Raw genomic sequence first — 11,557 nt, 5'->3', positions numbered from 1 at the left:
AAAAGGCTTCAATATCAATCTCTTGTTCCGTTTGGAGGACGAACAACGGGACCCCCCATACTACGTATGGGAGGGCCGGCCTCAGGGCCGAGCCCCCCATCCGTGACGTCCGTGCCCGCGGTCCACCTCTCCGATCTCGTGTCTGCCTCACCCGATCACGGCGGCCAGAACGACAGGAGATGACGATGGCCCGAATGAAACTGACGATGATGCGCTACATGCCTCCCGGCTACGGCGGCACGCGGCGCAGCCCCGATGAGGTCAAGCGCGACGGCTGGCAGGAGATGGGCCTGCTGGCGGTCAGCCTGGACGATCCGCGCCTGACCTGGCCCGAGCGCGAGATGGTCGCGCAGCTGGGCCGCAAGCTTTACGGCCCCCGCGAGGGAGGGCGCGGCGATGGCTGATCGCGACTGGACCGCGGACGACGTCGCCGATCATTTTGAGGAGGCGTTCCGGACGCTGCGCAAGCTGCCGCCGGTAAAAGCGCAAGGCTACTTCAACGCCTGGCCGCAGGTGCTGCGGACGAAGCGCGAGATTGCCGCGATGGAGCCCGAGCCGATGCGCGTCTGGCCATCGGCGGCGGCCATCACCCGGCTGGAGCGGACCTTCGACTGGGTCCTCTGGATCGAGGAGCCCGAGCGCAAGCTGATCTGGTCGCGGGCGGCACGGGTGCCGTGGAAGGTGATCGCGGGCGAGATGGGCTGCGACCGGACCACGGCCTGGCGGCGCTGGCAGCTGGCGCTCACGAAGATCGCTGCCCGGCTGAATGCGTGAGCGAGTCCAGAGTGTTGCAACACATTCGTGTTCGACACGTGCAACAGATCCGTGCTAAAAGCAGGGCATGATCGGGAGAAGAGCGCCAGGAGCGCCACCGATCGTTCCCACACCCATTCCATCCATTTCGCGAGGCCCCATGCCTGTGCGCCCGCCGATCCATCGCCCGGTGGGGCGACGCGACAAGCGTGAACGCGACCGCGATGCTGACCGTAACCGCGACCCCGCGGTCAGGGCGCTCTACAAGTCCGCCCGCTGGCAGCGTGCGCGGCAGATGTTTCTCGCCCGGCACCCGCTCTGCGCGGAATGCCAGCGTCAGGGCCGTGTGAGCGCCGCCAATACCGTCGATCACATCATCCCGCACCGCGGCGACACGGAGCGGTTCTGGGACCCGGACGGTTGGCAGCCGCTCTGTGCCAGCTGTCACAGTCGCAAGACCGCGAGCGAGGATGGCGGCTTCGGCAACGCCCGCCGCCAACCATAAACCACCGCCCCCCCGGGGGGAGGGTAAATCTCTGGGGCCTTCCAGCCCCGGACCGGGCGCCAAGCTTTCTGCATCCGTGGCCAAAATGGCGAGGGGGGGGTAGCGGCCCATGCAACAAGGAAATACAGCCGTGTCCGATCGCGAACTTGTCATCGAATATCATGGGCTTGATCGCCTCGTGCCTTACGCGCGCAACGCCCGTACCCATTCCGAGGCGCAGCTGGCCGAGATCGCCGGCTCGATCCGCGAGTTCGGATTCGTGAACCCGGTGCTGATCGCCGAGGACGGCACCATCATCGCCGGCCATGGTCGCGTACTGGCCGCGCGCCTGCTTGGCATGGACGCCGTGCCCTCCATCAGGCTGACCGGCCTGACCGAGAGCCAGCGCCGGGCGCTGGTGCTGGCCGACAACCGCATCGCGCTGAATGCGGGCTGGGACGAGGCGCTGCTGGCGCTGGAACTGTCCGACCTGAAGGAGGCTGGTTTCGATCTCGGGATCATGGGCTTTGAGGACGGCGAACTGGACCGACTGCTGGCCGGCGCGGAAGCGGAGAACGAGACGTCGACGCCACCCGTCATTATCCCCGAGCCTCCGCGTCATCCGGCCTCGCGCACCGGCGATCTGTGGCTGCTCGGCGATCACCGGCTGCTCTGCGGTGACAGCACATCCCACGACGATGTGCGCCGGCTGATGAATGGCGAGCGCGCCGTGCTGTTCGCGACCGACCCGCCCTATCTGGTCGATTACGATGGCTCCAATCATCCGACCCGCAACAAGGACTGGTCGGCGTCCTACGGCACGACCTGGGATGACTCGAGCCAAGGGGCAGAACTCTATGACGGTTTCATCGCGGCGGCGGTGGCCGAGGCGATTACCGAGGATGCGGCCTGGTATTGCTGGCACGCCTCGCGCCGCCAGGCGATGCTGGAAGCCTGCTGGGAAAAGGCCGGGGCGTTTGTGCATCAGCAGATCATCTGGGTGAAGGACCGCGGTGTTCTCACCCGGTCGCATTATCTCTGGAAGCACGAACCTTGCTTCATGGGCTGGCGTCGCCCGAACCGACCGCCCAAGGTCGCCGATCAGACGCTGCCCTCGACCTGGGAGATGCCGTCCTTCGCCAGGGACGAGCGCCCCGATCACCCGACCCCGAAGCCGCTCGATGCCTTCGGCATCCCGATGCGCCAGCATGTCGCGCGCGGCGGCCTCTGCTACGAGCCCTTCTCGGGCTCGGGCTCGCAGATCATGGCCGGCGAGGTCAACGGCCGCCGCGTCTTCGCGATGGAGATCAGCCCCGCCTATGTCGATGTCGCTGTGGAACGCTGGCAGGCCGAGACCGGCAAGGACGCGATCCTCGATGGCGACGGCCGGACCTTCGCGCAGGTGAGGACCGAGCGGCTGGGCGATGATGCCGGGGCCGAGAAAGCGGATGACGACGCTAAGGGTGACGCCGCCCCCCGCAAGCGCCGCCGGAGCAAGGCAGCATGAAACAATCACGCCTCATGTCGCTGGTCGAGTCCATCGCCAATGTCATCGTCGGATATGGCGTTGCCGTCGCCACGCAGATCCTGATCTTCCCGTTCTTCGGGCTGCACGTCACGCTGACGCAGAACATGGCGATGGGCGGGATTTTTACCATCGTATCGATAGTGCGTTCCTTCGCCTTGCGGCGGGTGTTCGAGGCTATGCGGGTCGGTGGCGGCGAGCACGAGTCCGACTCTCGGGGATAAGCCCGATTCATCAGCATTGCGGGAGGAGAACAGCCGGAAAGGACAAGGATCATGGCGGGTCGCAAGCCACTGCCGACGCAGCTCAAACTGGTCAAGGGCACGGCCCGGTCGCACCGGCTGAACCCGGATGAGCCGCAGCCGGTGGTCGCGACCCCGGACCCGCCCGAGCATCTCGACGAAGCGGCTGCCGCGAAGTTCACCGAGATGGCCGCGCTGCTGGCGCGGCATGGGGTGATGACCGAACTCGATGTCGGCGCGCTGGCCCGTTACGTGGTGATCTGGCGCCGCTGGCTCGAGGCGGAGGCCGAGGTCAAGCGCCGCGGCCCGGTGGTGAAGACCGTGGGCGGGAATATCATCCAGAACCCGTTCCTGGCGGTGGCCAATAAATGCCTCGCGCAGATGGGCCAGATCGAGAGTGAGTTCGGGATGACGCCATCCAGCCGCACCCGGGTGCGCATGGCAGAGCCGCCCAAGACCCGCGACCCGTTCGAGGATTTTCTGAACCGTGGCAGCAGCGCGTAAATCTGGTACCGCTCGGAAGGCACCGGCGTGCCCGGTCACCGCCTATGCAAAGGCGGTCACCGGCGGCAAGATCACCGCCGGCCGGCTGGTGAAGCTGGCCTGCGCACGGCATCTGGAGGACCTGAAGACCGGCAAGACCCGCAGTCTCTCCTGGGACCGCGCCGCCGCGCTGCACGCGATCGAGTTTTTCAGCCATCTGCGGCACTCGACCGGGGAATGGGCCGGCCAGCCCTTTGTGCTGCAGCCATGGCAGCAATTCGTGGTCGGATCCGTCTTTGGCTGGAAACGCGCTGATGGGCTCAGGAGGTTCCGCACTGCCTATGTCGAGGTGGCGCGCAAGAATGGCAAATCCGCGCTGCTCGCAGGCATCGCGCTCTACGCGCTGATCGCCGATGGTGAGGCCGGCGCGCATGTCTATGCCGCGGCGACCACCCGCGATCAGGCGCGCATCGTGTTCGGCGAGGCCGAGCGTATGGTGGCGGCGAGTCCTGCATTGTCAGCGCGGGTGACGCGCACCGTGAACAACCTCGCGGTGCTGCCCACCGCGTCGTGGTTCCGGCCGCTCTCGGCCGATGCCAGCAAGATGGACGGGCTCAACGTGCATCTGGCCGCCGTGGACGAGGTGCATGAACATCCGGGGCCGGAGATCATCCAGAAGCTCAACACCGCCACCGGTGCCCGGCGCCAGCCGCTGATCGTCGAGATCACCACCGCCGGCCATGACCGCCATTCGGTCTGTCGCCAGCATCACGAGTTCTCGGTCAAGGCGCTGGAAGGGTCTGTGCCGCATGAGACGGCCGATAGCTGGTTTGCCTATATCGCCACCATCGACGCGGGCGATGACTGGACTGATCCTGCGGTCTGGGTGAAGGCCAATCCGAGTCTTGGCGTGACGGTGAAGCGCGATGATCTGAAGCGCCAGATCGACGAGGCCCGCGAGATGCCGGCGCAGCAGAACGCCATCCGGCGGCTGCGGCTGAATGAATGGACCGAACAGGTCACCCGCTGGCTCGACATGGGCGTCTGGGCCGAGGGCGGGCCGGGTGACGGGGCTGATTGGCGAGACATCCGCGCCGGGCTGGATGATCTGGAGCAGAAGCTGCTGGGCCGCGAATGCTATGGAGGGCTCGATCTCGCCCGGGTCAACGACCTCTCGGCCTTCATGCTGCTGTTCCCACCGACGGGGGACCCCGCGCTCGGCGACCTCGCAGACAAATGGATCGTGCTGCCCCGCTTCTGGGTGCCTGAGGAGGACATCCTGCGCCGCGCCCGGCGCGACCGGGTGCCCTATGCCACATGGCGCGACCAGGGGTTTTTGACTGCCACGCCCGGCAATGCCACCGACTTCGCCTTCATCGAGGCGGAGATCATCGCACTCGCGGGGCGCTACGATCTGCGCGAGCTCTCTTACGACCGCACCTTCGCCGGAGAGATCGTCCAGCATCTGCAGGATGAGGGGCTGAACCTCGTGCAATTTGGGCAGGGCTTTTTGAGCATGGCGGCACCGACCGCGGAACTGGAGCGCCTCTCGGTGTCGCGGCTCTTGTGGCATGGCGGCCATCCGGTGCTGCACTGGAATGCCTCGAATGTCGCCGTGCGCCATGATCCGGCCGGCAATATCAAGCCGGACAAGGAACGCTCCTCGGAGCGCATCGACGGCATTGTCGCGATCTGCAACGCCCTCGGCCGGGCGCTCCTGCGCGACGTCAATGCCGGCCGCTCAGTCTATGACAGCCGCAGCATCCTGGTGCTGTAGGCTACCCGTCTTACGGAAAGAATGCCCATGTCCTTCTGGTCCCGCTGGTTTGCAGGCGCCCCGCCTGCGGCCTCGCCTCCGCACGCCCCATCACCGCGCGCGTCCGTCCAGGAGGCGGGTGGCGGGCTGGTCATCACCTCCGCTGCCGAACTGGACGCTGCGCTGAGGGCCGGGGCGGTCAGCGGCTCCGGCATGGCGGTGACGCCCGACAGCGCCATGCGGGTGGCGGCAGTCTATGCCTGCGTGCGCATCATTTCCGGCGCGGTGGCAACGCTGCCCTTGCATATCAAGCGCCGGGTCGATGCCCGGACCCGCGAGGATGCCTCGGATGCCCCGATCTGGCAGCTGCTGCGGCGAAGGCCCAATCGCTGGCAAACGCCATCGCAGTTCCGCCGGATGCTGCAGGCGCATCTGCTCTTGCGCGGCAATGCCTATGCCATGATCGTGCGCTCGCGCGGCACCGTGCAGGCGCTGATCCCGCTGCATCCGGATCGGGTCGAGGTGGTGCAGGACAAGGACCTGGCGCTGAGCTTTCTCTATACCCGCCCCGATGGAAGGCGTCTGCGGCTGGCGCAGGACGAGGTGCTGCATCTGGTCGGGCTGACGCTGGATGGGGTGCGAGGTGTCTCACCCATCGCCTATGCCCGCGAGACCATCGGACTGGCGCTGGCAATGGAGGATCACGGCGCCACCACCTTCCGCAACGGTGCCCGGGTCTCGGGCGTGCTCAGGCACCCGCAGAAGCTCGGACCCGAGGCGGTGGCCAATCTCAAGGCCGGGCTCGAGGCATTCCGCGCCGGCGGTGACCAGGAAGGCAAGCACCTCATCCTCGAGGAAGGTATGGATTACGCCCGCATCGCGATGACCGCCGAGGATGCGCAATGGATCGAGAGCCGCAAGTTCAGCCGCAGCGACATCGCCATGTTCTTCGGGGTGCCGCCGCACATGATCGGCGACACCGAGAAGTCCACCAGCTGGGGCACCGGCATCGAGCAGCAGTCGATCGGCTTCGTAGCCTATACGCTCGAGGATCACCTGACCATGTGGGAGGAGGCAATCGACCGCGACCTGATCGGCGCGGATGATCTGCTCTATGCCCGGTTCAACCGCGCAGCCCTGGTCAAGGGCGACATCCGGGCCCGCTGGGAGGCCTATGTGAAGGGTCTGCAATGGGGGGTGTGGAGCCCCAACGAGATCCGCGCGCTCGAGGACCAGAATCCACGTGCCGGCGGCGACATCTATTATCCGCCGCCCAACATGACGGCTGCGGCCGGGGACGCGGGTGACGATGCGGACGCGCCCACAAGCGAAGGAGTTTCCGATGAGCCTGCGTGATCTTCCTGCCGGACCGGCCTTGCCGCGCCCCGCGGCGTTCCAGGGCGATGCGCCATCGGACGCATTGGTCCGCTGGGCCGAAACGCCGGTCGCCGCGCAGGTCACTTCCGTCACCGAGAGCGACAGCACCATCACCATCTTCGACGTGATCGGCGAGGATGGTATGGGCGGCGGGGTGAGCCTGCGCCGGATCGCAGCGGCGCTCAGCAGGATCGGCCCGCAGGCGGTGACGGTGCAGATCAACTCGCCGGGCGGCGACATGTTCGAGGGCATTGCCATCTACAACCTGCTGCGCGCCCATCCGGCCGCGGTCACCGTCGAGGTGCTGGGCCTCGCGGCCTCGGCGGCCTCCATCATCGCCATGGCCGGCGACGAGATCCACATGAGCCCCGGCAGCTTCCTGATGCTGCACAATGCCTGGGGCGTGGTGATCGGCAACCGCCACGATATGGCTGAGGCCGCTGCGCTCTTCGAGACATTCGATGCCGCGCTGGCCGGGATCTATGCCGCCCGCAGTGGCAGGCCACAGGTCGAGGTTGTCGCGTTGCTGGATGCCGAGACCTTTCTCAGCGCCGAGGAGGCGATTGCGGCCGGGATGGCCGACTGCATGGTCGAGGGTTCGGCCGCTGGCCTGCCCGCGCAGTCACCGCAGAGCGGCGCGCAGTCGCGCCCCGACATTCAGGCGCGGCGCCGCATAGACGCGGCACTGGCCCAGCAAGGTATCCCGCGATCCGCGCGGCGCGCGATGCTGAGAGACCTCACCGGCACGCGGAACGCTGCCGAACCCGCCATGCAGAACGCTGGCCTCCCCCTAAGCGCCATCCGGCAGCTCATCGATACCATCCGCTCATAAGGAGACCCCCATGGGCATCCAGAAATCCCCCCGCATCCACGGGGCCGTTCGCGTGCGTGCCGAGACCGGCGACGCGAACGCCATCCTTGCCGATCTGAACCGCGCCTTTGCCGCCTTCAAGGACGAGCATCAGGCCGAGATCAGCAGCATCAACGCCCGCTTCGCCGATGTCGTGCAGACCGAGAAGGTCGAACGCATCAATGCCGAGATCACCCGGCTTCAGGGCGCGCTCGACGAGACAAATGCCATGCTGGCGGCAGCCAGGCTCGGCGGCGGTGTCGGCAGCGTAGATCGGTCGGACAGCCCCGAGACCCGCGAGCACGCCCGCGCCTTCAACCAGTTCTTCCGCCGCGGGGTCGAGGCCGGGTTGCGGGAGTTGGAGGTGAAGGCCGCGCTCCGCACCGACAGCGATCCCGATGGCGGCTATGTCGTCCCCGACCAGATGGAACAGATTATCGACCGGGTGCTGGGCTCGGTCTCGGCCATGCGCGCGATTGCCAGTGTCATCTCGATCTCGGCCGGCAGCTACAAGAAGCTGGTCAATCAGGGGGGCGCTGCGGCCGGCTGGGTCGGCGAGCGTCAGGCCCGCCCCGAGACCGCCACCCCGAGGCTCGCTGAACTGGCTTTCCCGGCGATGGAGATCTACGCCAACCCGGCTGCGACCCAGACGCTGCTCGACGATGCAAGGGTCGATATCGCTGCCTGGTTGGCCGAAGAGGTCTCGACCGCCTTCGCCGAGGCCGAGGCTGCCGCCTTCATCACCGGCGACGGGGTGAACAGGCCCCGCGGCATCCTGGCCTATGACACGGTCGCCAATGCCTCTTACGCCTGGGGCAAGATCGGCTACACCGCCTCGGGCGTCGCGGCCGCATTGACCGATGCCAGCCACAACGGCGTCGATGCGCTGATCGACCTCGTCTACGGGCTGAAGCAGGGCTACCGGCAGAATGCCCGCTTCCTGATGAACCGCTCGCTGCAGGCTGCGATCCGCAAGCTGAAGTCGAAGACCGAGGAGCTCTATCTCTGGCAACCCCCGGTCCAGGCTGGCCAGCCGGCAACGCTGCTCGGCTATCCGATCAGCGATGACGACAACATGCCCGATATCGCCGCCGGAGCTTTCCCGATCGCCTTCGGGGATTTCCGGCGCGGCTATCTGATCGTCGACCGCTTCGGCATCCGGGTGCTGCGCGATCCCTTCACCAACAAGCCCTATGTGCATTTCTATACCACCAAGCGCGTCGGTGGCGGGGTGCAGAATTTTGATGCCATCAAGCTGCTGAAGATCGCGGCCAGCTGATCGCCCGGCTGAACCAAGGCGCGCGCGCGGCAGGGTTCAGCCCGCGTCTTCCCACCCACATTCCTGCACAGGAGGATCCGATGAAGGATCTGCATTCCAGTCTCTCGGTGGCCGCGGCCATCAATGCTGCCACCCTCACCGACGACAGCACCCCCGTGGCCATTGATCTGCGCGGTCATGACGGTGCCGAGATCATTCTCGCCATTGGCGTGGGCGGCATCACCTTCACCTCGACCAACAGGATCGAGTTCATCCTGACCCATTCCGATGACGACAGCAGCTATGAGGCGGTGACCGCAGCCGACCTGCTGGGCGTCCCGACCGTGGGCGAAGGCGGCATCGTCAAGGCGCTGGTCGAGGCCCACGCCACCGCCGCCGTTTACCGCTTCGGCTATGTCGGAACCAAACGCTACCTGAAGCTGCTGGCGGCGCTTGAAGGCACCCATGCCACCGGCACGCCGATTGCCGGCCTGGTGATCAGGGGTCACGGCCGGATCAACCCGCAGGCCGATCAGACCTGAGACCGATGCTGCAATAACTGCGCGGGCGGTGAAGACCGCCCGTGCCCTGCCTCAGGGGGTTTTTGCCCATGTTCACGCTGACCCGCATCACCATGTCCGCGGCCACGCCGATCATGCTAGCCGAAGCCAAGGCGCAGCTTCGGGTCGATCACGAGGACGAGGACCTGTTGATCCAGCATTATATCGATGCGGCCACCGCCTGGCTCGACGGGCCGGCGGGGATCCTCGGCCGCTGCCTAGTCACGCAATCCTGGCAGATGGATCTCGATGCCATCACCGGACCGATCCTGCTGCCGTTTCCCGACAGCGAGATCGACAGCGCCGTGTTCACCGATGCCGCGGGCGGCGATCTCGATTACCGGATCGACCGGCGGGACCAACGCCTGTTGTTGCGACCCCTCGCGGGCTTTGGCCGTCCTGCGGCGATCACCTTCACCGCGGGCTATGGCGCCCCCGCCGAGATCCCCGCCGCCATCCGTCAGGCCATGCTGCTGCTGATCGGGCATTGGTATGAGCATCGAGAGGCCGTCAGCCTCGGGGCAAGTCCATCGGCGCTGCCCATGGCGGTCGATGCGCTGCTCGCCCCCTATCGCAGGATCCGGCTGTGAGAATGGTTGCCGGACGCCTGCGGCGCCGGGTCACCTTCCAGCAGGCTGTGATCATCCGCGATCCGGACGGGATGCTGATCCAAGGGTGGGAGGATCGCTTCACCCTCTGGTGCCATGTTCATTATCTGCGCGGCTCCGAGGCCGTCATGCAGGCACGGCTGGTCTCGAAAGCACCGGCCATCCTGACGATCCGCGCCAGCGCCGAGACCCGCGCCATCACCTCGGAATGGCGGGCCCTCATCGACGCGGTGATCTTCGATCTCAAGGAAGATCCTCGGCCCAGCGAGGATGGCGCCTATTTCGAGATGCTGGTTGAGGCGTGAGAGGCCCAGAATGGGGGAGGCGCCGATGACACCGCACAGTTCTGACCGGTCGAACGCCGAACTCGAGGCGATGCTGACCCGTGCCGCCGAGCAGGGGGCGAAACGCGCGCTCGCCGATGTCGGCCTCGACGGCGACGAGGCCGCGCTCGACATCCGCGATCTGCGCTCCCTCGTGGACTGCATCCGGCTGGTGCGGCGCACCGCCATGCAGACCGCCGTCCGCATGATCACCACCGGCGTCATGCTGGCGCTGCTCGCGGGCATAGCCATCAAGCTCAAGATCTTCGGCGGCGGTCCGTAGCCGCGTACCATCCCATTCATCGGCCCGCAATGACCCGCCCTCGAGGCGGGTTTTTCGTTTTCGGAGGCCCCCCCATGACGATGACCTTCCACCACCATTGGCGCAACGTGCCTGAGGGCACCTGGCGTTGGCCGAATTTCAGCCCTGCCGAGATCGCCTGCCGGGGTACTGGCAAACTGCTGATCAACGAAACGGCGCTCGACAAGCTGCAGGCGCTGCGCGACCGGCTGGGCAAGCCGCTGATCGTCCGCTCCGCCTATCGCAGCCCCGAGCACAATCGCGCTGTCGGCGGCGCCACCCGGTCGAAGCATCTCGATGGCGCCGCCTTCGACATCGCCATGGCGAACCACGACCCGGTGGCCTTCGAGGCGGCAGCCCGCGAGGTTGGGTTCCTCGGCTTCGGTTTCTATCCGCGCTCGGGCTTCATGCACGTCGACCTCGGCCCCGTGCGCCAGTGGGGCGAGCGGTTCCCGGTGCGGGCGACAGCATTTGCAGCCGAAACGCCGCCCGCGCGCGAAGTGCTGGCCGACAGCCGCACGATGAAGGGTGGTGGCGCGGCAGGCGTAGCCACGCTGGGCGCTGCCGGGGTGGAGGTTGCGCAGAGCGTTCTGGCCGAGACCCAGACCGCGATCCTGCCGCTGGTGCCGTATCTCGATACGCTCCGCTGGGTGTTCATCGTCGTGGCACTCGGTGGCATCGCGGTCACGATCTACGCGCGTCTCGATGACTGGCGCAGGGGGCGGCGGTGATCGCCAGGCTGGTCACCGGGATTGCCACGAGCCCGTGGATGCGGGCGGCGCTGCGCTACGGAGCCATCACGCTCGCCGTGCTCTTGTTCCTGTTTTCGCTTCGGCGCTCCGGGGAGCGAGCGGGACGCCTCGTCGAACGCCTCGAAGCCACGGAGAAGGCCAATGACGTCCAACGCCGGATGCTGGAAGCGGCGGCTCGCCGTCCTCGTTCTCGCGACGATTTGGTTGAGCGGCTGCGCGACGGACAGTTCTGATGTCGATAGACTCGGTGCCTGTCCGCCGGTCGTCGAGTATAGCAGGGAGCTC

16 protein-coding genes are annotated in these 11,557 nt (G+C 66.7%); all 16 read left to right on the top strand.

Going from position 1 to position 11,557, the window contains the following annotated elements; genetic code table 11:
* Window positions 1–185 precede the first annotated feature (185 nt).
* Window positions 186–404 (top strand): hypothetical protein, encoded by a 219-nt coding sequence (locus LOS78_RS14310; protein ID WP_371824713.1) that lies wholly within the window; start codon window positions 186–188, stop codon window positions 402–404.
* Complete coding sequence (locus LOS78_RS14305) at window positions 397–774, top strand: DUF6362 family protein (RefSeq protein WP_230377234.1); 378 nt, start codon at window positions 397–399, stop codon at window positions 772–774. The genes LOS78_RS14310 and LOS78_RS14305 overlap by 8 nt, the downstream gene beginning before the upstream one ends.
* A gap of 139 nt (window positions 775–913) precedes the next feature.
* Window positions 914–1,258: an HNH endonuclease gene (locus LOS78_RS14300; RefSeq protein WP_018000081.1), complete on the top strand. Its 345-nt coding sequence runs from the start codon at window positions 914–916 to the stop codon at window positions 1,256–1,258.
* Between the two features lie 109 nt (window positions 1,259–1,367).
* Window positions 1,368–2,744: a site-specific DNA-methyltransferase gene (locus LOS78_RS14295; RefSeq protein ID WP_152367667.1), complete on the top strand. Its 1,377-nt coding sequence runs from the start codon at window positions 1,368–1,370 to the stop codon at window positions 2,742–2,744.
* Window positions 2,741–2,986, top strand: a complete 246-nt coding sequence (locus tag LOS78_RS14290; RefSeq protein WP_062563245.1) for a hypothetical protein — start codon at window positions 2,741–2,743, stop codon at window positions 2,984–2,986. The genes LOS78_RS14295 and LOS78_RS14290 overlap by 4 nt, the downstream gene beginning before the upstream one ends.
* A gap of 51 nt (window positions 2,987–3,037) precedes the next feature.
* Window positions 3,038–3,508: a phage terminase small subunit P27 family gene (locus tag LOS78_RS14285; RefSeq protein ID WP_230377232.1), complete on the top strand. Its 471-nt coding sequence runs from the start codon at window positions 3,038–3,040 to the stop codon at window positions 3,506–3,508.
* Entirely contained in the window at window positions 3,492–5,264 is a 1,773-nt protein-coding gene (locus LOS78_RS14280) for a terminase large subunit (RefSeq protein WP_230377231.1), read from the top strand. The genes LOS78_RS14285 and LOS78_RS14280 overlap by 17 nt, the downstream gene beginning before the upstream one ends.
* 27 nt (window positions 5,265–5,291) lie before the next feature.
* Window positions 5,292–6,599: a phage portal protein gene (locus LOS78_RS14275; RefSeq protein WP_230377229.1), complete on the top strand. Its 1,308-nt coding sequence runs from the start codon at window positions 5,292–5,294 to the stop codon at window positions 6,597–6,599.
* Window positions 6,586–7,452 (top strand): head maturation protease, ClpP-related, encoded by an 867-nt coding sequence (locus LOS78_RS14270; protein WP_230377228.1) that lies wholly within the window; start codon window positions 6,586–6,588, stop codon window positions 7,450–7,452. The genes LOS78_RS14275 and LOS78_RS14270 overlap by 14 nt, the downstream gene beginning before the upstream one ends.
* Window positions 7,453–7,462: 10 nt before the next feature.
* A complete protein-coding gene (locus LOS78_RS14265) occupies window positions 7,463–8,749 on the top strand; it encodes a phage major capsid protein (RefSeq protein ID WP_230377226.1) in 1,287 nt (428 codons plus the stop codon).
* Window positions 8,750–8,829: 80 nt separating this feature from the next.
* Complete coding sequence (locus tag LOS78_RS14260) at window positions 8,830–9,270, top strand: hypothetical protein (protein ID WP_230377224.1); 441 nt, start codon at window positions 8,830–8,832, stop codon at window positions 9,268–9,270.
* Between the two features lie 68 nt (window positions 9,271–9,338).
* Window positions 9,339–9,878 carry a head-tail connector protein gene (locus LOS78_RS14255; protein ID WP_230377222.1) on the top strand — a complete coding sequence of 180 codons (540 nt, stop codon included), beginning with the start codon at window positions 9,339–9,341 and terminating at the stop codon, window positions 9,876–9,878.
* 2 nt (window positions 9,879–9,880) lie between these two features.
* Entirely contained in the window at window positions 9,881–10,201 is a 321-nt protein-coding gene (locus LOS78_RS14250; protein ID WP_230378524.1) for a phage head closure protein, read from the top strand.
* Between the two features lie 25 nt (window positions 10,202–10,226).
* Window positions 10,227–10,502 (top strand): DUF6127 family protein, encoded by a 276-nt coding sequence (locus LOS78_RS14245; protein WP_230377220.1) that lies wholly within the window; start codon window positions 10,227–10,229, stop codon window positions 10,500–10,502.
* A gap of 74 nt (window positions 10,503–10,576) precedes the next feature.
* Entirely contained in the window at window positions 10,577–11,251 is a 675-nt protein-coding gene (locus LOS78_RS14240; protein ID WP_230377219.1) for a D-Ala-D-Ala carboxypeptidase family metallohydrolase, read from the top strand.
* The gene (locus LOS78_RS14235; protein ID WP_230377217.1) at window positions 11,248–11,505 is read left to right on the top strand and encodes a hypothetical protein; all 258 of its coding nucleotides are present in this window, start codon (window positions 11,248–11,250) and stop codon (window positions 11,503–11,505) included. Before LOS78_RS14240 ends, LOS78_RS14235 begins: the two co-directional genes overlap by 4 nt.
* The last annotated feature ends 52 nt before the right edge of the window (window positions 11,506–11,557 follow it).

The organism is Paracoccus sp. MA, assembly GCF_020990385.1.
Classification (GTDB): Bacteria; Pseudomonadota; Alphaproteobacteria; order Rhodobacterales; family Rhodobacteraceae; genus Paracoccus.
The sequence above is the reverse complement of the archived record's forward strand: the minus strand, read 5'-3'. Positions and strand labels throughout refer to the sequence as shown.